The sequence below is a fragment of the Mucilaginibacter sp. P5_A4 genome, assembly GCF_056400605.1.
Window position 1 is genome coordinate 36,858 of the sequence record NZ_JBFUKX010000033.1, and the last position, 24,020, is coordinate 60,877.

Consider the following 24,020-nt stretch of genomic DNA (forward strand, 5'->3'; position numbering starts at 1 on the left):
CACGTTTTGCCCCATGAGTAGCGCATGGCCATTAATACCTGGCACTATTCTGTGGGGGCAGCAATGCCTTGAAACCATTTAAAATATGAAAAAACTAAGGATGATAATGTTGCTATGCTTTTTTGCAGTAACAAAAACTTTTGCACAAACTCCCGAAGCCGATAAGATCTTAGGCGTATGGCTGAGCGAAGATAAGACCGTTAAAATTGATGTTTATAAATCAGGCAGCAGGTATTTTGGCAAACTGATCTGGGGTAAAACGATGTACGAACCGGATGGAATAACCTCCCGGAAAGACGTTAAAAACAAAGATGAAAAATTAAGGGCACGTAACCTCAAGGATCTGATCATGCTCTACGATTTTACTTATCATGACGGGGCCTGGGATGGGGGTCAGATCTATGATGCTTATAGCGGTAAAACATACAGCAGCACCTTGAAATTAAAAGATGCTAAACTGAATATCAGGGGATACGTTGGTGTGTCGCTATTTGGCAGGACAAGTGTTTGGGAAAAGACAAAGTAATATAATTAAAAATATAATTTTAATGCGCTCTTGTGGCGTTTAACAATGAATGGGAGAATTGCTTAGATAGTATTCCCTAAGGATAAGGAACAGACCAAACGCAGATGTTATTGTATCCGTTCCCACGGTAGCAATCCCGGAATTATCAGATCTTTTCGCAAACATTTTTGATAAGGTGATCATGATCGATACTTCTAATTATTATCCGTTCCGGGATGGTGAGATCACTTAAGAATGGCCAGGTAGAAAGTTTATGGGTTGCCGAAACCCTGGGTAGGCTGGTTATCAAAGCGTTCAACAATCTGCTGGCGCACAGCCTCGAACATGGTGGCAAACCTGAAGGTGCCGAAGACCGGATCGCGATTGCGGTGCCAGGTGACGATCAATACGCTAAAGAGAGCGTCTCCGGCCTGATTAACGATGCTAGTTTCGACGCTGTGGATGCCGGTACGCTGGCAAATTCCTAGGGTCATCAGCCAGGCAAACAGGATCACGGTAGCCATAGGATCATTAGGGACATTGCAGTGATAATTGTTAACTTTATAATATTTGAGGTCTCTTCTTATTAAAAAATTGTTCTGATCACTTTTGCCGGGACCCCGCCGACAACCACGTTATCCGGAACATTTTTGCTAACGACTGCACCAGCCGCAACCACTGCGTTTTCGCCAATGATCACACCCGGTAAAATGGTTGCACCCGCTCCGATCCAGGCATTTCGTTTTATCAAAATGGGTTTGCATAGCATTCCCCGTCGGTCTGCCGGGTCAAGCGGATGATTCTCCGTAATGAGATTCACTTTCGGCCCTATGAGTACATGGTCTTCTAACGTGATGCCGCCCATATCCAGGAAGGAACAAGCGTGATTGATGAAGACATGTTTGCCGAGGTTTATAAAGCGACCGAAATTGGTGTACAATGGCGTAAATATGGTAGTACTCTCGTCCAGCGCAGTGCCAATAATCTCGCTAAGTTTCGTTCTTACCTCATCTACGTTGGTTGCCGCATTGAGGGCCGGTGATAAAGCCAGTGTACGGCTGACCACCTCATTTACCCGGAAAAATTCCGGATCATCCAGCCTGATGAGTTCTCCGGATTTCAGTCTTTCGAAAATATCTTTCATAAGTCAAAGGTAAGAAACCACTTTCTATTACTGTTTATGAGTATCAAACCAATAATTAAGGATTTCAAACTTCCTGAGCGCGCAGAGACGATGGGTTGGTGCCTGTTATACGCTTAAAATAGTTGTTAAAGTAGCTCGGGTATTCAAAGCCAAGGGCATAAGCAATATCAGCAATATTCCAGTCGGTATGTTGCAAGAGGGTTTTCGCTTAAACACTATTTAAAAAACTTCTTTAAATCCGTACTGCTAAGGTTTTCATTTGGTGCAAAATCCTTACTACCGGCATAGTTCATCAAGCTATATTTAAGCTGTCGGGCCACCGGCCGCTCCGCCAGGTTATGATGTATATCCATTGCGCAAATAATAAGCTTCCCGCCATCTACTTTGAATTCCAAGATATCCGCCATATTCCTGTTTTTAAAAAAATTATCTATAACACGCACTATTGGATGAGCCTGAAAAGGAAGCATATCAGTTATCATCGTTTTTGAATTTGTTACAAGATCCCACCATTGCCAGTCACTGTAAAAAGCAGTAGGAAAATCAGCAAGGGCAGGATGGGCCGGGTTGATCAGCAGCCCCATGGTACCGGGCTGATCAGGAAAATGGACAGGACTCCAGAAAACCGGTGCAAAGCGGCCGTTAACACCTTTTATTGCCGCTGTATCGGGGTTCAGGACAACATTCGCCCCTTTTTTTAACCAACTCAAAGCACTATCTGCTGACGTTGTAAAGATCACGTTTTTTGGCACTTTGGGTAGTGCTGATGGATAAACCCATATCTTCCAGTGATTGCTGATAGTAGAATGAGCGAGACTTAACGTTATATCCAGCTGTTGGGCATGGGTTATTGAATTAAGATTAATGCTGAACTTACCAACCTGATATCCATTACCAACCGGGATTGACTTTTTATTTAACTTTCCGCTAAACAGTATTTTTTTGTTTTTATCTGTTATCGACCAGACAAGTTCATCCGTTATAGTTTTATCAGAAAAATTCGCCATTTCTGCCGAAGCTGAAAATGTCTCGTTATTGGTGTAAGTGGCCTTTTCGAATCTAAGCAACGGAACTACAGGCCCGCAAAACCGTCGGAACTCTTCTGGTGTGATAATCCCTTTGCTATCCCAGAAAGCATTCAACAAACCCACAAGCGCAGTTCCCTGGCCGGGAAAATCATGCAGATCAAGTAACTGAAAACCGCCTACTCCCGATGTTTTGAGAGCCCGTTCAATTTCTTCTTTGTAAAGATCTGCGGATAACCTCCCACTCGCCTTTAAATAAGCACCGGCGAGATTAAGCATCCCTTTATTCCGAAGATCATTGCGGATGGCCTTAAAATTCATAGGTTCCAGCACTCCTTTATATTTATGAATTTCATCCAGGTCTGGATAGACAGAATATTGACCAACTTCATGAATCACCAGCGGTACCGGTATTCCTTCTACAGCTTTGCTGTAGTCCGTTTTAAAATCAGGTACATTTGTATTGAAAATCCCCTGCCCGCGTACCCAGCCCTTGTCAGTATACTGGGTTATAAAATAGTCGTCTGTCGGCTCCGGATACTTACCGTGCCCATTTTGGAAACTGAAAGTCGTTGTTGTATAAAGACGCCTGCTATCCTTAGCTTTCAATTCCTTTACTAAACTCTGAAGCCAGCTAAAATCGCCTTCAAGTTCATTACCCATACTCCAGAAACAAAACGAAGGATGATTCCCGTAATTTTGTATTATCCGGGTGGCTTCTTCCTTAAGGTAAGATAAAGTTCCGGGATCTTTTCCAACCGTGAGGCTCCATAAGGGCAGCTCCACATGCAGGTAAAATCCAATAGAGTCCGCCACTTTAAAAGCTGCTTCAGGGGGACACCAGGAGTGAAACCGAATATGGTTGAGGCCATATTGCTTTGCGGTTTTAAATACCTTCAACCACCCCGCGTCGTTCATCGGCGGATGACCTTCCAGCGGAAATATGTTACATTCCAGCGTTCCCCTTAAAAACAGCGGCCTGCCGTTGATCCGGAATTGGCCTTTTGCTGAAGATACATCACGGAAACCAAACCGCCCTGTTCTGCTGTCAACTACTTCGCCTGATTTGTTGATCACATCTATTTTAAGGTGATAAAGCCTGGGATTAAATTCATCCCAGCTCCGGGCATCCTTTACTTTGATGTTTAGCTTTGCATGCCATGAGCTATCGCCCGTAATCATGATATTCTGTGTATCCCCAACAACGTGCGACCCTCGTAATATTCTTACCCTTACAAAGCTCTCCTTGTCTGCCCCCCCGGGTACAAATTTGATATTTGCTTCTACAGAGCTGGATTGCAGACTGGGGAATACCTGTACATTATCAATCGTTAAAGGCAGCCGGTCAACGAGTTCCATTTTTCCGATTACGCCATTCCAGATGATTTGTGTACCATCGGTATAGGCATGGGCAAAGTCGCTGACACTAATATCATGTTGTTTCCTGTTATCCACCCTTAAGGTAATTTGATGCACTCCTGCTTTGAGCGGCCCGAAATCAAAAAATTGTGGAGCAATCAAACTTTCCTGAGCTCCAACCTGGCGACCATCTATCCAGCAATCGGTTTTCCAAATCACGCGTTCCAGCATCAGGCGGGCTGCCGTCATAGCATGCGGAATCGAGATAGTACGCTGGTACCAAACCGCACCGGCATACTCATGCTTCCTGGACAGGTGCACCATTACCGGTTTGTTAAGTGTCAAGGTATCTACCTGTACAGGTTTACCGATACCAGCATCATCCAGTGTTCCCGGTAAAGTAATTTTCCCAGACAATTCCTGTAAGTACCATTTTTCGGAAAGCCCTTTATCAAGTGAGTCTAATTTAAAGTGCCAGGTACCGGAAACAGGCAGCCGCCTGATTTGTGCAAAAGCCGTTACACCCCAAAATAGCATAGCAAATAAAACCAATGGTTTCCTCATGGAAAAATTCATTCTTCGTTATTATTGATAAGTTCCTGTTAAAGTAGTCACTGACCGCCCCTCCAATGTAAGCTTATTTGTAGTGACGGTTGATTTCTGCAAATTTTTGGAAGCGCTTGTTATAAAAACATCAATATTTGCATTAGCGAGCTTGATAGCATTCGTATCAAGTGAATATTTTTTTTCGCTGCCACTGGTATTGATGATCACAATAACAAACTGTTTGGTCGCAGGATTTTTATAAGCAGAAACCATTTGAGAACCGGCTGCAACAACAGGATCAGTGATATCACCGATAGCTGCACCTACCCTGATCATTCCCGGCCTGATAAATCGTGAAAAATTACCCAGGCACCAAAGTTGCTTGGAATCTGTAACAATACCGTCGCTTTTCATGGCGTTCAGGTCATAACCGCCGGCAGGATCATTTATATAAACCAGCCCATCACTATAATTATAAGTATCAACTGCCAGCCACCACTGCCATGAGCTTACGTTTGCTATAGTAAGATCACTGTGGACAACCTTGGCAACATACAATCCGTAGTCAATACTCAGGTTTCGGGGGTAACCATTTGCCTGCCCGCAAATATCTCCCAGAATCCCGAATTCCGTTTGCCATAACGTAAGCGAAGGGGCTATACTATTACGCTTATTTACCACATTCTGCCGATAATTCACAAGATCATTGGCAGGGCAGGTAGTAAAATAGCTATGTGCAGAAAGCAAGTTTGCTAAAGCAGGAACATCACCAATATAGTTAGATGAAGTGGCATTGAAGAACTGATTGATCTGATCGCCGCGGTTATCACTATTATTTGCATCCAGGGAATTCCATTGATTTGCCTCACCAAGGGCGATCTTTGCAGATACACCGGCCGACTGGAATTTAGGCCCCAAAATACGGATAAACTGTGCTATGTCATTGTTGGTTGCACCGGTACCTTCCTGGCTTGGTTTTTCACCCCAGTTCCATTGCGGCTCATTAAAAGGACTGACAAAATTGAATGGAGTACCGATACTTTGAAAGTGGTTTGCAACAGCAACAAGAAAATCGGCAAATGCTCCCTGCTTATCCGCTTTTAAATTTAGCTGGCTGTTTGCCAACCCAAATGCTTTGTTGTTTATAGTAAACTGTACTGGCGGCGAAACGGAAAACCCCAGAAAACTTTGAACACCCCGGGCTTTGGCTGCCGCAAGAAACCATTGCTGCCCTGCCTGCTTTGTCCAGTCGTAGGTGCCGTCTGTATTTAAAAAACACTCTTCACGCCGGTATTCATCAGGAATGCCGCAGGCAGCACCCTGCTCAAAGCTTCCAGCCCCTATATTAAAACGCCAGAGCGATAGCCCGATACCTTTAGGATTGCCATTCGCATCATTGTCCATGCTGAAAAGATAGTCAGCAATCAGGTTCTTTTTAGTAGAATTAGCCCATTTACCCACAAATTTTGTTGTCCAGCAATCGGAGGCACCAAAACTGCTGATGGTTTGTTTTTCATCCTGGAGGTTAATAGTAATTTTTACTTCGGCCTTATTACAGGTATCTACGCCATTTGCATAGCAATGATTGTCCGCTTCCGCCATCACTGTTTTTTTGCTGCATCCAAATGAAGCAGTAAAGAGCAGGAGGCTGAGCGAAATAAGGCTAAAACGTATGTGTTGCTTCATTTTGTATGAATAAGCCGCCTGCTTACGCAGACGGCATTTCGATAAACTAATAACCGGAATTTTGTGTAATTCTTCCCTGTGAGGCAATAATTTCTTTGGAAGGTATTGGCCAAAGATTGTGTTTTCCGGCAACAAAACCTGCGCCTTTATTCTGAGGTTCGTTTAGATTGGTAGTTTCGTAAGGATCTTTGCTTTGCTGCGTATTGTATTTAACAAAACTTCCATTAGGCCCCATGATACTATTGATCACCGGCTGACCGGTTTGATCTTTCCACCTCCTGATATCATATAACCTATCTCCTTCAAGCGCAAGTTCAAGTCTGCGTTCAGTACGAACCGCATTGATAAGATCCCACCCGCTGAGGTTCATGTTTGTAGATAGGCCCACCCTGTCTCTAACTGCTTTTAAAGATTGCAAGGCCTGCTGACTTTGTTGCTGCATGGCTGCTGCTTCGGCGTTCATCAGGTATACATCCGCGAGCCTCAGGTAAATATGGTCTTTTGAAAACCTCCCGTTTGGTGTGCGTTCCGATCTGGGTATATAAACCTTGCGATTGTAACGGGCCGATTTGCATTGTGACGGATTGGCATTAAATGAAGTATTTGCGGGATCACCGATCACGGGGAAATGGTGACGAATGATTGTCCAGTTCAGCCTAACGCTATCACCCTGCGCCTTAAATGCATTCTCCAGGTCGCTGGTAGGGGTAAAATAGCCCCATCCACCTTCTGTTCCAGGCATTGATGTGGTCGGAAAAACATTACCTAAATTAGGATACTGGATCGAATACTGGTACTGGATTTCAAATATTGATTCTTTACCATTATAATTTGTAGTCTGCCATATATTACCATAAGAGGTTTCCAGCGTATAGTCTCCCGATGCAATAATCTGCCCGCTTAAACTCTGTGCCTCGCTCCAATTTTCGGTATACAAATCAATTTTGGCAAGCAAGGCCTGTGCAGCTCCCTTTGATACCCGGAATTTGTTCGTGGTACTGTATTGAGATTTTGAAGGAAGAATGCCAATAGCACTATTCAGATCCTGTTTGAGAAAACTATAAACTTCTGCGGCACTTGTTCTTTTGTAATCGTTTTGCTGAGGCGAAAGCGTTTTGGTAATCAAAGGCACATCTCCCCAGTTTCTTACAAGCTCGAAATATTGAAAAGCGCGCAGAAATTTTAGCTCTGCAATCAGCTTTTGTTTTGTTCCGTCATCAATTTTCGCGTTCTGCAGGCCTTCCATGGTAGCATTGAAAAGGTAAATACTTTTGTATAGTTCTATCCAATGTGCCTCTACCCTGTCATTCTCGGGGTTAAGCGTGTAATGAGCAGCTTGCACGGCTGTACCCTGGCCGCCATTAATACCTATCCACTCGTTATCTGAAGCGGCTTCGCCGCCAACCTGCTTCCACCATTGTGTTTGCCACCAGTCATCAAAATCAATGTATTTGTAACTGGCAAGTGCAGCTCCAGTGGCTTCGTCTACCGTGTTGTAATAAGTGCCCGACTGAATAGAGTTCCCGTAAGGTTCTTGCTCGAGGAAACTTTTTTTGCAGCTTGTGATAGCGGCCACAGCCAATATCAGCATTGTATATTTTAAACGTTTCATTTTGTTTTTTGCTGAATGTTAAAAGTTTGCGTTAAATCCGACATTGAAAAATTTAGGGATAGGATTCTGCCCGTTATCAATTCCGTAACGCAGCACTCCGCCAAAAGGAACTTCCGGATTTAATCCGTCATATTTTGTGATAGTGAAAAGATTCTGTGCAGAAATGTAAACCCGTACTTTGGCAACACCGCCAAGCGCTTTGGTTGGTACTGTATATCCCAGTTGCAGCAGTTTGTTCCTCACATAACTTCCATCTTTTATAAAAAAGCTGGAGTTGTTTGAAAAATTACCATTTGGATCTGAAAGGCTTAATATTGGGTAGCTGTTAGTACTTCCCGGCCCACTCCAAAACTTTTTCTCGCTGCCACTTATAAAATTGTAATTATAAATAGGATTCATCCGTACAAGGTAGTCATCGGCAATCTTGTTGCCGAAGGAACCATAAAACTCCGCGCGGATATCAAAGCCCTGGTAGGCAGCTTGCAGGGTTAAGCCTGTAGATATTTTAGGATAAGGGTTCCCGATTGATGTCCTGTCATTCAGGTCAATTTTATTATCGCCATTAACATTTTTATACATGAAATCGCCCGGCCTTGCATTTGGCTGCAATACGGTACCATCAGCACCCTCATAATTCTGTACATCCTGCGCAGTTTGGAAAACGCCCATTACCTGGTATCCATAATAGCCACCAAGGATATCACCAGCTGCAGTTTTAGTTCTCCTGGTTGACTGAAATACATCATTAGATATCTCATCATAAAGCACCTGGCCCTTCAGGTCAACCGCTTTGGAGAGAAAATGCTGCAGGGTTAATCCTATACCGTATGATAATTTGCCGATATTGTCTTTATAGTTTATAGCAACCTCATAGCCACTGGTTCTGATACTGCCCACATTAGTATAAATAGTAGGGATATAGCCTTGAGGATAACCCAGCGAAGGCTGTACAGGGAGGTATAACAACATGTCTTTGGGTGACCGCCAGTATTTATCAGCGGATACAGACAGCTTGTTGTTGAAAAAATCTGCATCTAAACCAATGGTCACGTCCTGTGTGGTTTCCCATTTGATATCAGGGTCTGGCACATTGGCGGGAACATAGCCATAAATCCTGCTTCTGTCTCCATTTATATAGTCAGAAAGCCCCAACGTACTTTCGTAAGCACCAGGTCCGCCGGGCAGGTTACCACCTACACGACCGTAAGAAGCTCTCAGTTTTAAATAGTTGAGCCACTTTACATTCTTCATAAATGACTCATTCGAAATCACATAAGCACCCGAAACTGTAGGAAAATAGCCCCAGCGGTTTTTGGGAGATAGCAGCGACGATCCGTCTGCCCTGAATGAACCGGTTAGATAGTAAGTCTCATTAAAATCATAGGAAACCCTTGAAAAATAAGAGTTCATCTTACCAAAAGGGCCTGCACCCGGCTGGTGCATGCCGCTGCCGTCTGCAAGTGTAGCGCCTGCCGAAATATACCGGTAGGGTTCTGCATCATAAGGAATGTCCTGACGGAAGACATATGTATTATTGTAGGTGTAGCTATCAGCCGATTGGCCTGCAAGGATGTTATAATGGTGCTTACCGATTGCCCCGATATAATTGATGGTATTATCAATTTGCCAGCGATAGTTAACCACCGTATTTTGAGAAACACCCGATTTATCGTTCCTATCCTGCGGATCGATGAAATACTTAGGATTATAGTTGGTTTGATTCAGCGAATTATAAAATCCAGAAAGGCTCGTCTTAAAGGTCAGGCCTTTTATGGGTTTGATCTCCAGGTATGTTGATCCTTGGGTGCCGAATTGCTTGAAGTTATTGAAATCACGGGCCATTGCGGCAACAGGATTATTGATGTTGTTGAAATTTGACCTGGTAAACTGGCTGTATGCCGGATTATATGCTGTAGAGTTCCAGCTTGGATTAGAAGAAGCATAAGCGGCGACATCGGATTGCGTTTGAGCCGCAGACTTGCTGACCGCCACGTTTGGTGCAATTGACATCACATTGAACAGACTTGTTCCGCCGCCATTGCCATAAGTCTCGAACCGAGGTGCCAGGTTTACGCCGATTTTAAACACTTTAGATATTTCATAGTCGATATTGAACCTCGTTGTAATTTTTTGGTAATCGCCGGTACCACGTTGCGCATTAAAATTCGTGGTCTGATCAAAATAGCCTGCGCTGCCGTAAAATGAAAGCCCATTCTTAGCCCCCGAGGCACTTACATTATAATTATGTGTATAAGCATTTTTTATCGACGCTTTCCACCAGTCTGTGTTAATATTGCTCACCGCTCCGGCCGGAGGTAATGTCTGGTTATTATTTGCATACACTTGTTTATAAAAGCTTACGTATTCGTCAGTTTGGGCCAGGTTAGGATTAACCCAATGGCTCATACCAGAAGTACCGTTGAAGTTGATCTGAGCTTTGTCTTTTCCCCTTTTGGTTGTGATCAGTAATACGCCCTCGCCTCCCCTGGAGCCATAAATCGCAGTTGCCGCGGCATCCTTCAATACGTCCACCTTATCGATGTCAGAAGGGTTAATATCGTTTAGACTGCCAAAAGAGGTTATTACACCATCCACGACGATCAAGGGGTCGCTTGAGCCGGTAATGGTAGCAAAACCCCTAATTAATAATTTGGGTTGCACACCGGGATATCCACCGCCCTGGAAAACCTGCAACCCCGGTACCTTTCCTTGTAAGGCATCTGCAACATTGCTGGTGGTTGTTGGCGCAATATCTTTGGTACTTACCGACGAAACCGCTGTAGTTACACTTTTGCGGGTAATGGTTTGGTAGCCGATAACTACGGTTTCATTAAGCATATTATCGGATGGAGTTAGCTTTACGTCGTATTGTTCCGAATCGCCTACGGGCACTTCTTTTCGGGTAAAACCGATATAGCTAAACACAAGGACATCTCCAGTCTTCGCATTTAACTTAAAAGTGCCGGCAGCATCAGAAACTGTTCCGCCATTGGAGCCTTTCAGGGTAATACTTACTCCTATAAGGGCTTGATTGGTGTTATCCGTCACCCGTCCTTTGATCAACCTGGTTTGAGAGAAAGCCAGGTTACATAAGAACAGGAGCAACACCGAAATTTGTGTAGATCTTCTTTTCATATTTTACTATTTAGGATTAAAATGGTCGAACAAAACTAAGGTTAGTTAATACCCTTAGTATAGACTATCTCTTGCAAAAGCTGGACTATATTCTGATTGTGATTTTTTTTCAGGTCCATTTCTGGTTGAGCGTATGGGAGCTAAACCTTCCGGCAAGATTTTCTTTTAAAATACACCTGGAATGCCTCGGGATCGCGTCAAATCTGCAAGCCAAAACTCCTAAAATAAAAAAACGGGATCACTCCCGTTTTACATTAAATAAACCAATTATTGAACCCAAATTCCTTTTTTAAACTTTCAAACGACTGTTTGACAACAGTTGATGACGGGACGCTAAATCGAGATGGGTTTTCGCGCCAAGATGCATCGTATCCATTTCGAGTACCTGCTGAAACAGGGTAATACTTTCTTGCTTGTGATTCAAACCCAATTGACCGAGTCCCTGTAGATAAAGACAATGAATCCGGTTTCGGTAGTTCAAATCTCCATCAAAAACCATCAGATCCGGAAGTGAAACGGCGAAGTAGTCAATCTTAATTTCATCGTCGATATGTTGTTGTCCGTATTTAATCAACTTATTAAAAATATTGTCGGCACGCAGACTGTCTCCGGTTTTTTGAAGGGCCAATCCCTGATAAAATATCTTATCCGCCGGCGAATCATTATAAAATATAGCTGCACTCGGCTCCTCGTCCCCAATTGCCGCCAATTCCCATGACCTGTTAGCTCTTTCCTCATCCCCTAAAGCCTGGTAAGCGCTGCCCAGCCAAAAATAAATATCGTTGTCACGCGTTCCCGGCAATTTTCCTTCGCCCAGGTTAACAGGATAGGTCAGCGCTTCGGTGAGTAATTCAATAGCCTTCGCGAAATCCCCTTTCAAAATCAATAGTTTAGCCTTTTCCACCAGGCTGAAGGTGTATTGAGCAGCCACTTTACCTTCACCGCCTTCCCAGGGATGGAATTTACGGCTTATCAGCATATCATATGCGGTTTCAAAATCACCCAGAAAATTGTGAATTGCTGCTATTTCCAGGTAAACGTCATCTCTCAGCGTTGCAGTTTCCAGATTTGTTTGTAAAAAGTCAAGCCGTTCTTTAGGTTTGTAATTAAGACGTTTATAAAGCTGATCCAGCTCCATTAGCACTCTCGCATCATTTCTATCAAGGGAGAATGCTTTTTTGAAATGAAAGAGCGCCTTGTCTTTATCCCCGGATTTATTAAACAGCGCAATTCCAAGGTTCCTGTTGACAGTTGGAAACTCGCTTTCGATTTGGTAGGATTGATTCCAAAAACTAATTGCATCCTGGTACTGACGTTTATCAAAATACAGATTTCCCAGATAATACAGGGCCTTGCTATCGAGCGGGTTAAGTGTTATAGCGCTTTTTAACACGATGATATCATCCAGACGGTTGGGAAAACAATATCCAGGATTGGCTCCGGCCGCGACCGTTAAATAGTTAGCACAAACGTGCCAGTCACCTAACTTGTGATAGATATAGGCCAGGTAATAATTAATGAGCGGCGTATCCAACTCCTCGTTATTTGCCAGTAATAAGATAGCTGCCGCATCTTTGTAACAACCCTGATCAATAAAGTCAATAGCGCATTCAGTCAGATTATGCGCAGTACAGCGGCTCCGGGACCTTAGCAGACTCAGGGCTTGCATGGCTTTTTCTTCCTGTCCAAGTTCCAGGTAGCACGAATATAATTCGTAAAGAGCCCCAAAATTAAAGCCGTCGCGCTCAATAGCACTTTGTGCAACGGAAAGCGCTTCAGCAAGTTTCCCCATTTTTTTAAGTGCGTGGATTTTGATCAGATAGGCTTTGCCATTCCGGGCATTCCTGTCAATTGACCAGTTAATGTGCTCAAGCGCCCTGTCATAATCCCCTTTTAGCAAATCGAGCTGCGCTATAAAATAGTAAGCTGAATCCTGCCAGGCGCTGTTCCACGCGGCTTTAAAAAATGCTTCATAGGCGTCTTCTGCACAACCAAGGTATTTTAAGCTAAGTCCCAGGTTAAAATAGGGTTCACCATCGTAAGGATTGGGATTTCTGGCGGTTAAGGTTTTGATGGCCTGGCGAAAGAAAGCTTCACTTTTTTCGAACATCCCGCGCCTGAGATACCACACACCAAGCGCGTTATTATTACGAATGTCGCCAGGATCCAGCTGCAATGCTTTTTCGTAATAAGGAACAGGATCGAAGGTTGCATGTCGGTATTGCTCCAGGTGCTGCCCTGTCAGGAACAATTGTTCTGCGTTGTCTAAGTCGGCCGGAGATTTTGCAGGAGCTGCCGCCTGCGGGATTTCTTTACGCTCCTGCTTACCCTTATAGCGCAACAATTCTTTTCCATTTATATCGGTTATGCTGACAGAAACCTTGTTTTCTTCTAAACGATCGAGGGTTTTCAACGTGCGATCATAAATTTCATAGGGGTCTATATCAGCAATGTCCTCAAGCAACAAATCTGTCCCCATAAACACTTTGATATGGACACCTTTACACACCGACGTCGCAAAAACCTTCATAGCAAGTTCATTCTGATTAACTTGAAGGCTAAGCAGTATATCTTTGGTTGCATTTTTGATAATCCCCAGTTCACGGTAAGGAAGAAAGTATTGCGTAAAGGACTTTTCTTCAAACGGCATTAACCAGGTAAAATCGGGTTGATTATCCGTGTAAACACCTGTCATTAGTTCAATATATGGGCCATCTTCATCGGTAAGATTACGATCCCAGGCGATGCCAAAATCTCCGTTACCCCATGTCCATTGCTTCTTACCAGGAGAAACATGATGATCTGCAATATGCAGCATACCTGCTTTGCTATCATGCTCATACCCCCCTACAAAATCGTATGCGGAGTTGACAGCCATGTAGGAGGTCGGTACAGGAATGTTCTTATACATTGAAATATCCGTACCCGGACTATAGTCGACCTTGTAATAAGTGCCCGTGGCGATAGGAAATGTGGACACATCCCGCTTGCCGTGATCAAAAACTGCGTTAACATCCGGGGGAAACACTGACTGGTAATAGTCGTTAACCTTTACCGCAGGGTTGGCCCACCAAAGGAAAGTTTGTGGTAAAGCTGTGGGATTAGATAACCTTGCTTTGATCTCCAGGTAGGCGTGATCAGGGTGAAGCGTAAACCCGGCCATCCCTTTGGTGTGGAACATTTTTTCCAGTTCATTTACCCAAACAGTAACACTGCCGTCGGAATTCTCTTCAATATTACAGTCTACGGCTTCGAAAGTACTCGGACGATGATGCTGCGGCCAATTGAATTCTATCCCACCGGATATCCATGGACCGCAAAGCCCAACGAGAGCAGGCTTAATCACTTGATTATAGTAAATGAAATGCCGCTCTTTAATCTTATCATAAGCCATCTGAACCCTTCCACCTAATTCTGGCAGGATCATTATTTTCAGGAAGGTATTTTCGATGAAAACCGCTGTGTATTCCCGATCTTCTTTTTCGTCGGATATTTTCTCGATCACAGGGTTCGGATACACAACCCCGCTGCTACCCTGGTAAATTCTTTTTTCAAAAAACATAGGGTTTTTATCGGGCTCCCCAGTCCCATAGGTCGGGATATTCACTTTTTCTATCCAGGCTTTAACTGTCATAAGTTTCATATGTTAATGTGCTGCAAAATTTGATTCCAATTGTTCCAGGCTTTGCCCTTTGGTTTCTTTCACTTTTATTTTGATGAACACGAACCCCAAAAAGCAGATTACTGCATAGAGGTAAAAAGGTCCGTAAGTTCCAAGTGCTTCAGCCAGCAGGGGGAAAGTAAGAACAAGTATAAAGTACGCGCCCCATAGGCATAGTATGGCAAATGACGAGGCCGCCCCCCTGATATGGTTCGGAAATATTTCCGAGATGATCACCCAGGTAACCGGGGCCAGTGAAGTGGCATAAACCGCAATGGCCAGCAGCACCAGCGAAGATATCCATCCGGCAGAAGCCTGGTGACCGAGTGCAAACGCTAACATGAGATAAATAACGGAAAGCCCCAATGAGCCAAACATGATCAGGGGTTTTCGTCCTAAGCGGTCAACCTGCCACATGGCTAATAAAGTAAATAACGTATTCACCACGCCAATAATTACCGTTTCCCAAAGCTGGCGATCCAGGTTGGCACCTATAGATTTAAAAATAGTAGAGGTGTAATTAAATACAACATTGATTCCGCAAAACTGCTGGAAAACTGCAAGTGTTACACCAACTAAAACAGCTGGTCGTACGGCTTTCGCAAATACGCTGCGGTAACTGGCCGGTTCGGCTGGCAGATTTTTTTCAAGATCTTCGATGATCCTATCGGCTGCAGTTGCTGACCCAATTTTGCAAAGTGTTTTGAGAGCATCTGCCTTGTGCCCTTTGCTTAGTTGCCACCGGGGGCTTTCCGGCAAAAAAATAACACCAAGCAGAAAAAGCAGGGATGGGACCACCCCAAGCCCGAACATCCACCTCCAGGCTTCCGGTCCTTTATCCGCCAGTGTATAATTAACAAGGTTAGTTATCAGTATCCCCAAAACAATAGTTAACTGATTAAGTGCAACGTTTCTGCCCCTGACAGCGGCTGGTGAAATTTCAGATATATAAAGCGGGCTTAACATCGAAGACATGCCCACCCCAATGCCTGCACCAAATCGAAAAAGGATAAAAACAGACAGGTTTCCCGCTAACGACATCGCCAACGAAGAGAGTGCAAAGATCGAAGCCGCCACCATTAAACCCGGACGTCTGCCATACCGGTCAGCGATCCTGCCCGCCGCAACACTCCCTACCATACATCCAAGTGCAAGCGACCCGGTTAAAAACCCTTCCCCTAAAGCGGTCAGCGCRAACTGTGACTTTAAAAAAGGCAAGGCACCGGAGATCACGGCGAAATCAAAACCAAAAAGGTACCCCCCAAGCGCCGAGATGAATGATATGGAAATAATATAATAGTGGTTAAATTTTTCAGTTGCTATTTGCATTCCGATAAAGGATTTAAAATTGGTTGTTTGTAATATGTCGACTTTTATTTAGTTAAAAAAGCAGAACGTTTATATTTATCTAAGTTAGTGGAACGGATTTTGTAAAAAAATGGACAATTAAAAGTAGTACTCCAATAAGACCAATTTTCTGCCGTGGACCTTCATATTAAGACTGATATAATCCCGCGTTTCACATGGCATTTACAAGGCACGGGGTTATTGTTGAGTAGGCACTATCACAGGCCACAATGCAGCAAGCCAACAATACAGCCAGCGACAAAAGAAGTTGATCTTTTACATAAGCGTTTCTTCGGTGAATAAATCGTTTGTAATTTTCGGAAATAAAACAGCCTGGTAATATGGACGCAATTAGGTTTTATATGGACTATATTATTATCACATTGAAATTAATTCCAAATCACATTTAAAATTTTTACGTTTATTAATGCATAATAGAATTGTGAGATAACCTGTTACTCCCCCATTAAAAAACAGCAGTACTAACCAGTTATAAAAACTTATATGAATTATAAAAAAGAAGGGTTTGACGGGCAAAAAGCGATAGTTATTCCCAGATCAATTTTAAATAGATTCTGCTTTTCTAATGAAATTATCAAAGGTGCCTATATCACTGATATCGGCTATTATCCCAAAGCAAAATTCCACCTGCGGAAACGAGCACAAGGGGCAGAACAAAATATTCTTATCTATTGTGTGGAAGGAAACGGAATAGTAACTATAAAATCAGTAAAGCATACAATCGTCCCGGGCGACTTTATTATTATTCCCCATGGCATCTCACATTCGTATGAAACCAATGAAAAAACTCCCTGGACCATTTATTGGTGCCACTTTAAGGGAGACCAGGCAGATGCCTTGGTTAAATGGTTCTATGCAAAAGGAGAAAGCTACAAATACAGCGTTGAATTTGTCCAGGAGCGAATCGCTCTTTTTGAACAGCTTTATACTTATCTTGAGCAAGGTTACAGCGTGGAGAATCTGACTTATATCAATTTGCTGCTATTGCAATTTTTGAGCTCATTTATTTATAGCGACAAATACAAAACCAAGCTATCAGAACACAATACCGATATGTTTGAGAAGTCAATTTTTTTTATGCAGAATAATCTCGAAAAGTCATTGACATTATCTGAATTGGCAGCATCGGTAAACCTGTCTAACAGTCATTATTCGGCTATTTTCAGAAAAAAAACAGGATTTCCCCCCATTGAATACTTTAACCACCTGAAAATTCAAAAGGCCTGCCAGTATTTGCAGTTTACGAAATTAAGAATTCGGGAAATAGCATTTAAAATAGGAATAGAAGACCCATTTTATTTTTCGAGGCTTTTTACGAAAACCATGGGTTATGGCCCTAAGGAGTATCGTGAAACTAGATATTCAGCAAAATAATACGAACTCAAATAAGAAACAACCACAGCCAATAAAATAAAGTGTGTTGTACCATACTTATCTATTCCATTTAAGTAAGCAATTAATGCCCTGCTCATTCAGTGCTAATCATTAACTTGCCGGAACAAACAGGATATTTCTCAACATAGCTTTTATTTATATACACCCTGATCTTTAAAGTTTACCTGATTATTTACTATGTACCAATTGCTACGCGAAAATATTGAACAACATGTCCATCTAACTGAGGCAGAACTTTCCAGCTTTACGGGGCTGTTTGAATTGAAGAAAGTCAGCAAAAAACAAATGCTTTTAAGCGCGGGCGAAGTTTGCAGGTTTGAAGGCTTTGTTACCAAAGGCATATTCCGGGTGTATCATATTGACAAAAACGCAGCAGAGCAGATTCTTTATTTTGCCATAGAAAACTGGTGGATCACGGATATTGACAGCTTTAATAATGAAAGACCGTCACAGCTTTTTATTGAAGCAATTGAAGACAGTGAGGTACTTTTAATTTCAAAAAAAGACAAGGAATTTGCCTATGCTAATTTACCCAAAATAGAAAAGTTATTCCGGATAATGACCCAAAAAACCCACGTTGCTCTACAAAGAAGAATGATAGATAATTTAGGTAAAACCGCTGATCAACGCTATGCTGACTTTATAGAAAGATATCCCCTCCTCTATCAACGACTTTCTAATCTTCAGATTGCAGCTTACCTGGGCATCAGTCACGAATTTTTGAGTAAAATAAGAAATAAAATTGCCCGTAAAAGATAGATTGAACTTCATTTATTGAACTTGTTCAACCTTTTTAGGTATTTGATGACCGCATCTTTGCATCGTCATTAAAAACAACAAAAAATGAAACCGGTTATTTCAGCAGCTTTTTTAATCATCTTAAACTTATTCAAAATGGACGTACACGCACAAAGTTTCAAAACTATTGAAGCAAACAATCTTAAACTACAGGTTTACAACGCATCAGAAAATAGCTTTGGTGTAGCTTCGATCATCGTATCAGGAAAAACCGATGTGGTTTTGATCGACGCACAATTTACCCTGGCAGACGCTGAGAAGGTAGCCCAGGAAATCAAAAATTCAGGTAAAAAATTAACCGCTATTTATGTTTCTTATGGCGACCCTGATTTTTATTTCGGATTGGAAGTATTCAAAAAATATTTTCCGGAAGTTACAGCTTATGCTTCACCAGCAACAGTGGAGCACATTAAAGCAACGGCTCAAAAGAAATTAGATGTTTGGGGCGGGCAATTGGGTAATAAAGTTACTTCAAACGTTGTTTTACCGCAGGTTCTAAAAGGAAACAGCATTGACCTGGAAGGCCAGAAATTAGAGATCATCGGTTTAGAGGCATTTCCGGCTAAAACTTTTGTCTGGATACCTTCCATAAAAGCTGTGATTGGTGGTATCAATGTATTTGGAACAACTTTTCATCTTTGGATGGCTGATGCGCAAACAGCGGAAGCCCGTAAAGAATGGATCAGCGTTTTAGATAAAATTGAGGCGTTGCAGCCAACAATTGTAGTTCCGGCTCACGCCAAATCTGAAAGCGCATTCGATCTTAGCGCTGTAAAGCATACAAAAAATTATATCCAATTCTACGAAGAGGTTTTGAAAACCAACAAAACATCGGCCGCCTTGATAGCCACTTTAAAGGCAAAATATCCTGCGCTTACTTTTGACATCGCCTTGCAAATAGGTGCAAAAGTAAACACAGGCGAAATGAAATGGTAAAATTATCAGTCCTATTCAGCCTGGCAATGTTTATCGCGTTGCCAGGTTGTTCTTTTAAAAAAAAACAAAATGACAAATTTAGAGATAGTAAGGAGCACATACGAGGGTAAAACTTCTGAAGAAAACGGCAAAAACCTGGCTAAATATGTGGCAGAAAGCGTCACCTGGACAGAAGCTAAGGGCTTTCCCTATGCCGGTACTTACATTGGTTTAGAAGAAATTACCAGAAATGTATTTTACCGTTTAGGCAGCGAATGGATAGATTATAAATTTACACCTGAAGACTATGTCGCCGGCGATGATAAGGTGGTTGCCTATGGCACTTACACGGGTAGCAATAAAGCCACTGGTAAGTATTTTGAGGCGAGGGCAGCACACGTTTGGAAATTGAAAGACGGGAAGATTACCAGCTTTGAGCAATTTGTTGATAGCCAGTCTGTAAACAACTCCATAAAGTAATAAGCGTATGCGCTGCTTTAATTGCTTTTGAGTATTTGATAAATTACCCGGGCTAAGGAATGCCATATTTAATTGGGAAGTTGGTTTAAAACCGACTTCCCAATTTCAATTTATATCGAACTGATATCCCCAAAGCAAATACCGGTTACCCGTAAATACATAGTTCATGGTTAGTTTTTGACTACTGCCTCTGGCTTAGTACCGGTTTTTATTTCCTCTTTCACAGGATCTGCTGGTTTGGTATCCTTAAGAACTATCCCGACATCTCCCGATTTTGGTTTCAGTGAGTTAACCTCTAAAGTTAATGCTTCATTTTTACTTGTCCATTCTTTTTGCTGAGCCTGTAATCCATTAATATCCGTAGTTAATTGTGTTATCTTAGCTGTCTGGCTTTCAATGGTTATATTCCTTGCAATAAGCACCTCTTTTAAACTGTCTGCCTTATTTTCAAGCCGCTTAATTACTTCATTATGGGCATCTGTTGCACCTTCCATCCTTGCTAATTTTACTTGTAACTGAACCAAACTTTCATTCTTGACGACCAATATTTTTTCAAGACTATCCGCTTTTCGCGTTAACAGTTCAATTCTTTCTTTTTTGCTTTGTGCGCTTACACTTATACCCGCTACCACCATGCCAATCATTAAGATGGCTACTTTTCCACTTTTCATGTTAATTAAATTTAATTGCCACACATTAGTTATATATCTATTTATTCAAAATCAGCGTATTAAAAACGGTTGAAATGAATGGAAGTATCGGATGATAAATGAAAGCGGAATAATAGAATACCTTCTTACTTTTTTAACATTTTGAAAAATTAATTGTTTACGGGTTTATCAGTTTTTATCACACAAAATCCTGCTTTTGCATGACCATAATTCTCCGGGAAAACATCTGTGAATAATTGTATGCCTATCGATTTAAAGGCCCTGATTTGACGTCGGAAAATGATTCTTTATGCATCATGCAGAAAGATATTCTATAGCAGTCAAATTCCTGACGTTTTAAAATCAGAGAGAAAGGTTGCTTTCTTATGAGCTTTGATATATACCGAAATCGACTCATTTTGTCAGATAGAGCAGCCAACCCTCCAAATCTTTGATAAATGGTTCGATCCTGGTATTTCAATAAGTATAACGCCCTCCTGATTTTCAGGAAGGCGTTGTTGTTTCTTCACGTTCTCTCTTATTTGGCGGGAGTTATAACAATATTTCTATAATCAATCGGCCCATGATCCCCCTGGATCAAAATTGGGCCTGGTTCTCCTTCCATGCTGTTTATTGCCCCGCCGGTTATACCGGGGATTACCTGGTCGCATATTACCGTTTTTCCGTTAGCTATAATAGTTACCATTCTGCCAACCAGAGTAATATCGTAATACTGCCACTCTCCCGGATTTTTCGCCATCATTTTACTGGGCGGCAGGAAGCCATAGATTGAGCTGAACTGGTTGTTGATAGGCTCAGGGTCGCCGCTTTTTGTATCGATGATCTGCAACTCATACCTGCCCCGCAGGTAAACGCCGCTGTTGCTTCCCTGCGGGTACCTAAATTCAATATGAAGTTTAAAATCGGTAAAAGTTTTATCAGTTATAAGGTTGGCTCCCGAATGCGGGCTCCTCAAAATACCACCTTCCGCTATCCATTGATTCTTGCCATCTGCATGCCAGCCCTTAACATTTTTTCCGTTAAACAATTTCACCGGTGCACCCCAAACCGGGCTTTTAGATCTAATAAGCAATGGCGCACGCACGCCTGTAAATTCATAGGTAAGGCCATCGGTATAAACCATGGTGCCTTTTAGTTTATCGCCGCTAACTTCAAATTGAAAATCCATGTTTCGGTTCCCTTCTTCCCATTGCGGAGGAATAGAAAAGCTGTATTTACCATTATCAGGTTTAACCTCTGAAATAGGTCGTGCACTTCCAAAAGCATATACAAAACGACCGATCAGCGTATGTGTACCGGATTTCTGCACCTCCAGCCAGGAAGGCAAATTTTTACCTGCTTTGGTGATCGTGATATTCCACCTACCAATCACATCGGGGTCTTTCTTTGGTTCTGTTTCGCCGGCGGATGCTTTAAATGCCGTAAAAACAAATAAACACAGGATAATTTGTATCTTAAAAAAATGGCAAATTGACTTATTGCCTAACATTGGTAAGTTTTTCATATTTTATTTTTAACAATTTATGGTTTCAAACTTTCATATACACTTGCGATGACAGGTTGAAAGGTAGTTTTTTTATTCTTCTTTATCCAAAAAATTTGCCTGATGGGTATTTTCTATGGCATATCCCTCCACGCCTGACGAACCAGGTGGTATCCCGCTATTTTCTGAAAGCACCTTCATCAGTTTACGATGCCAGTAATTGGCCAGTAAAGAGCCCGTAATGTTCATTAAAGGTCCAAATACGGCCGGGGCTAAACCAACGGTTGCAACTTTACCCATCTCTTTAGCCAAACCAGATGCCAGCCCCCCATTTTGCATACCAACCTCTATTGCCATTGTTCGACAATCGCGCTCATCCATTTTAAATAGCCGGCCAGCCCAGTAACCCAGGGTATAGCCCATAAGATTATGAATTAATACCAGTAAAACCAGCATGAAACCAATGTTGAGCAGGCTGCTTCGCCCGGCAGCAGTAATGATCACAATAATAAATGCAATACCGAACATTGATACCATCGGCATAACACTCTCCAGCCACTTTGCTCTTTTAAGCAGGTACTTATTAAACAGAATACCTGCTCCAATTGGTAATATCACCATTTTGGTAATATCCCACATCATTTTTAACATATCTATTTTAATGAAAGTACCGCCAAGCAATTTCATCAATAGCGGTGTAAAAAATGGCGCAAGCATGGTAGAAACGGCCGTTATAGTAATGGATAAAGCCAGGTTGGCTTTTGCCAGGTACGAAATAACATTTGACGCCATGCCATTTGGCGAACAGCCGATAAGAATTACACCTGCCGCAATTTCGGGTGGAAAACCACTTAGTTTGGCTAATGTGAATCCCAATGCCGGCATGATCAGAAAATGGCTGAATACGCCAATAAATACACCTTTAGGCATTTTTATTACGCCTGCAAAATCTTTAATACTCATAGATGTGCCCATGCCAAACATGATAAGCTGAATAAGCGGTGTAATGAGCATAGCCAGTGTGAAGCCGTTTATCTGAATAAAATACTGCGGATAATATAAAGCGGTAGTAACCGCGGCAAATATGATAAGTGTATAAGAGAAGCCTTTTAGCAGCGTAAATCCCCGAAACGAAATTGCCAGTGTTATAAAAAAAGCGATGACGAACGGTCCGGCCTGTTCTATACCTCCGCGGTAAAAGCAGGCGACCGAAATAAGCAGGCATATCACAGATAATCCTGCTATAATTTTATACATGTTGAAACTATTCAATTCTTTACAGTTTAGTTATATATCTACCAGGTCCTTTTTTCCATGAACGCTTCTAACTGCGCGCGTGTCATTTTTACTTTATTGGGGCTTTGGTTAAGCCATTTCAAAAATGCATCCTTGATGGGCGTTGTCCACTGGCTGTCAATTTCGCCTGTACTATATGTGCCGGATTTAAGCATAGCATGTCCAAATTCGTCCCGCAGCGCTATAAATTCGGCGGTGGCGATGACCTTTTCTGCCAGGTGAGCAGGTATAAACAGCACACCTTCTTTTTCGGAAATGACCAGATCGCCTGGCATCACAATGGCGTGTCCTATTCTTATGGGGGTATTAAGGCCCATTAGTACCATCTCTTCCAGGTAGGACGGATCGAAATCGCGAACGAACGCATTGAAGCCCGGGATGCTTTTTAAACCCTGAAGATCCCGCGCCGAGCCATCGAAGATCACTCCGTTACCTGATTTACTGAATATTGAGTTACCCAAATTGTCGCCTATTAATGTTCCTCCTTTTATTTTTCCAAAACCGTCGGCTACGTAAACATCACCTTTTTGTAGTAAATCAATAGGCCATGCATTGGTGTTACCCTTTCTGCCTTGCTTAATACCTCGTTCTTTAATGTTTTTTTCTACGTCGGGCCGACTGGGCATAAACATCGCTGTTACGGCACGGCCAACTACTGGAATGTCATCGTTCACCATTTTCCAGCCGCTTTCAAACTGGTTATTGTAACCTTCATTTCGCAATACAGTCCAGGCTTCTTCAATGCCAATGTTTTTGGCACGTGCAAGTAGATCATCCGGTATTTTGGGGCGGCCATCATCAAAACGCTCCCCCTTCCACTCCGACGTATAAAATACAAGTTGCTCTTTTGATATCGTTTGCGCAGTACTACTTGTATAAAACAGCAATATTGACAAGCAAATTTTTAAAACACTTCTCATTTGGTTATATATATTAAAATT

General features: G+C 42.3%; 18 protein-coding genes. 5 read left to right on the plus strand and 13 right to left on the minus strand.

The annotated features are described in order from the left end of the window. Positions 1–85 precede the first annotated feature (85 nt). Positions 86–526, plus strand: a complete 441-nt coding sequence (locus AC1DQW_RS18375; protein ID WP_477455410.1) for a DUF2147 domain-containing protein — start codon at positions 86–88, stop codon at positions 524–526. Between the two features lie 251 nt (positions 527–777). Here the strand turns inward: AC1DQW_RS18375 and AC1DQW_RS18380 are convergent, their stop codons facing one another. The 9 genes from AC1DQW_RS18380 to AC1DQW_RS18420 all read right to left on the minus strand — a co-directional run bounded on the left by AC1DQW_RS18380 (position 778) and on the right by AC1DQW_RS18420 (position 16,002). Next, a complete protein-coding gene (locus AC1DQW_RS18380) occupies positions 778–1,029 on the minus strand; it encodes a hypothetical protein (RefSeq protein ID WP_477455411.1) in 252 nt (83 codons plus the stop codon). A 62-nt stretch (positions 1,030–1,091) separates the two neighbouring features. Next, complete coding sequence (locus tag AC1DQW_RS18385) at positions 1,092–1,649, minus strand: DapH/DapD/GlmU-related protein (protein ID WP_477455412.1); 558 nt, start codon at positions 1,647–1,649, stop codon at positions 1,092–1,094. Between the two features lie 64 nt (positions 1,650–1,713). Beyond that, positions 1,714–1,845, minus strand: coding sequence for a helix-turn-helix domain-containing protein (locus AC1DQW_RS18390; protein WP_477455413.1), 132 nt, complete (start codon positions 1,843–1,845; stop codon positions 1,714–1,716). Between the two features lie 19 nt (positions 1,846–1,864). Then, on the minus strand, positions 1,865–4,609 hold the full coding sequence (locus tag AC1DQW_RS18395; protein WP_477455414.1) for a sugar-binding domain-containing protein: 2,745 nt from the start codon (positions 4,607–4,609) through the stop codon (positions 1,865–1,867). Positions 4,610–4,618: 9 nt separating this feature from the next. Then, positions 4,619–6,265, minus strand: a complete 1,647-nt coding sequence (locus tag AC1DQW_RS18400) for a glycoside hydrolase (RefSeq protein WP_477455415.1) — start codon at positions 6,263–6,265, stop codon at positions 4,619–4,621. 46 nt (positions 6,266–6,311) lie between these two features. Continuing rightward, complete coding sequence (locus AC1DQW_RS18405) at positions 6,312–7,877, minus strand: RagB/SusD family nutrient uptake outer membrane protein (RefSeq protein ID WP_477455416.1); 1,566 nt, start codon at positions 7,875–7,877, stop codon at positions 6,312–6,314. 18 nt (positions 7,878–7,895) lie between these two features. After that, positions 7,896–11,012 carry a SusC/RagA family TonB-linked outer membrane protein gene (locus AC1DQW_RS18410; protein ID WP_477455417.1) on the minus strand — a complete coding sequence of 1,039 codons (3,117 nt, stop codon included), beginning with the start codon at positions 11,010–11,012 and terminating at the stop codon, positions 7,896–7,898. A 289-nt stretch (positions 11,013–11,301) separates the two neighbouring features. Continuing rightward, complete coding sequence (locus AC1DQW_RS18415) at positions 11,302–14,646, minus strand: DUF5107 domain-containing protein (protein ID WP_477455418.1); 3,345 nt, start codon at positions 14,644–14,646, stop codon at positions 11,302–11,304. A gap of 12 nt (positions 14,647–14,658) precedes the next feature. Further along, positions 14,659–16,002, minus strand: a complete 1,344-nt coding sequence (locus AC1DQW_RS18420; RefSeq protein ID WP_477455419.1) for a sugar porter family MFS transporter — start codon at positions 16,000–16,002, stop codon at positions 14,659–14,661. A gap of 522 nt (positions 16,003–16,524) precedes the next feature. On the opposite strand from AC1DQW_RS18420, the gene AC1DQW_RS18425 reads away from it, so the two are divergent. The 4 genes from AC1DQW_RS18425 (at position 16,525) to AC1DQW_RS18440 (ending at position 19,629) form a co-directional block, all read left to right on the plus strand. Then, entirely contained in the window at positions 16,525–17,415 is an 891-nt protein-coding gene (locus tag AC1DQW_RS18425; RefSeq protein ID WP_477455420.1) for an AraC family transcriptional regulator, read from the plus strand. Between the two features lie 198 nt (positions 17,416–17,613). Continuing rightward, positions 17,614–18,195 carry a Crp/Fnr family transcriptional regulator gene (locus tag AC1DQW_RS18430; protein ID WP_477455421.1) on the plus strand — a complete coding sequence of 194 codons (582 nt, stop codon included), beginning with the start codon at positions 17,614–17,616 and terminating at the stop codon, positions 18,193–18,195. Positions 18,196–18,330: 135 nt separating this feature from the next. Beyond that, positions 18,331–19,170 (plus strand): MBL fold metallo-hydrolase, encoded by an 840-nt coding sequence (locus tag AC1DQW_RS18435; RefSeq protein WP_477455422.1) that lies wholly within the window; start codon positions 18,331–18,333, stop codon positions 19,168–19,170. A 69-nt stretch (positions 19,171–19,239) separates the two neighbouring features. Then, positions 19,240–19,629, plus strand: coding sequence for a nuclear transport factor 2 family protein (locus tag AC1DQW_RS18440; protein WP_477455423.1), 390 nt, complete (start codon positions 19,240–19,242; stop codon positions 19,627–19,629). Positions 19,630–19,799: 170 nt separating this feature from the next. Here AC1DQW_RS18440 and AC1DQW_RS18445 read toward each other — a convergent pair whose 3' ends face one another. The 4 genes from AC1DQW_RS18445 to AC1DQW_RS18460 form a co-directional block, all read right to left on the minus strand. Then, entirely contained in the window at positions 19,800–20,300 is a 501-nt protein-coding gene (locus AC1DQW_RS18445) for a hypothetical protein (protein WP_477455424.1), read from the minus strand. A gap of 517 nt (positions 20,301–20,817) precedes the next feature. Beyond that, on the minus strand, positions 20,818–21,804 hold the full coding sequence (locus tag AC1DQW_RS18450) for a 3-keto-disaccharide hydrolase (protein WP_477455425.1): 987 nt from the start codon (positions 21,802–21,804) through the stop codon (positions 20,818–20,820). 72 nt (positions 21,805–21,876) lie between these two features. After that, complete coding sequence (locus tag AC1DQW_RS18455) at positions 21,877–23,040, minus strand: bile acid:sodium symporter family protein (protein WP_477455426.1); 1,164 nt, start codon at positions 23,038–23,040, stop codon at positions 21,877–21,879. 38 nt (positions 23,041–23,078) lie between these two features. After that, positions 23,079–23,999 (minus strand): RraA family protein, encoded by a 921-nt coding sequence (locus tag AC1DQW_RS18460; RefSeq protein WP_477455427.1) that lies wholly within the window; start codon positions 23,997–23,999, stop codon positions 23,079–23,081. Positions 24,000–24,020 lie beyond the last annotated feature (21 nt).

Coding starts and splice junctions, on each gene's coding strand:
- AC1DQW_RS18375 (WP_477455410.1), top strand. CDS start 86: ATGAAAAAACTAAGGATGATAATGTTGCTATGCTTTTTTGCAGTAACA.
- AC1DQW_RS18380 (WP_477455411.1), bottom strand. CDS start 1,029: ATGGCTACCGTGATCCTGTTTGCCTGGCTGATGACCCTAGGAATTTGC.
- AC1DQW_RS18385 (WP_477455412.1), bottom strand. CDS start 1,649: ATGAAAGATATTTTCGAAAGACTGAAATCCGGAGAACTCATCAGGCTG.
- AC1DQW_RS18395 (WP_477455414.1), bottom strand. CDS start 4,609: ATGAATTTTTCCATGAGGAAACCATTGGTTTTATTTGCTATGCTATTT.
- AC1DQW_RS18400 (WP_477455415.1), bottom strand. CDS start 6,265: ATGAAGCAACACATACGTTTTAGCCTTATTTCGCTCAGCCTCCTGCTC.
- AC1DQW_RS18405 (WP_477455416.1), bottom strand. CDS start 7,877: ATGAAACGTTTAAAATATACAATGCTGATATTGGCTGTGGCCGCTATC.
- AC1DQW_RS18410 (WP_477455417.1), bottom strand. CDS start 11,012: ATGAAAAGAAGATCTACACAAATTTCGGTGTTGCTCCTGTTCTTATGT.
- AC1DQW_RS18415 (WP_477455418.1), bottom strand. CDS start 14,646: ATGACAGTTAAAGCCTGGATAGAAAAAGTGAATATCCCGACCTATGGG.
- AC1DQW_RS18425 (WP_477455420.1), top strand. CDS start 16,525: ATGAATTATAAAAAAGAAGGGTTTGACGGGCAAAAAGCGATAGTTATT.
- AC1DQW_RS18430 (WP_477455421.1), top strand. CDS start 17,614: ATGTACCAATTGCTACGCGAAAATATTGAACAACATGTCCATCTAACT.
- AC1DQW_RS18435 (WP_477455422.1), top strand. CDS start 18,331: ATGGACGTACACGCACAAAGTTTCAAAACTATTGAAGCAAACAATCTT.
- AC1DQW_RS18440 (WP_477455423.1), top strand. CDS start 19,240: ATGACAAATTTAGAGATAGTAAGGAGCACATACGAGGGTAAAACTTCT.
- AC1DQW_RS18445 (WP_477455424.1), bottom strand. CDS start 20,300: ATGAAAAGTGGAAAAGTAGCCATCTTAATGATTGGCATGGTGGTAGCG.
- AC1DQW_RS18450 (WP_477455425.1), bottom strand. CDS start 21,804: ATGAAAAACTTACCAATGTTAGGCAATAAGTCAATTTGCCATTTTTTT.
- AC1DQW_RS18455 (WP_477455426.1), bottom strand. CDS start 23,040: ATGTATAAAATTATAGCAGGATTATCTGTGATATGCCTGCTTATTTCG.
- AC1DQW_RS18460 (WP_477455427.1), bottom strand. CDS start 23,999: ATGAGAAGTGTTTTAAAAATTTGCTTGTCAATATTGCTGTTTTATACA.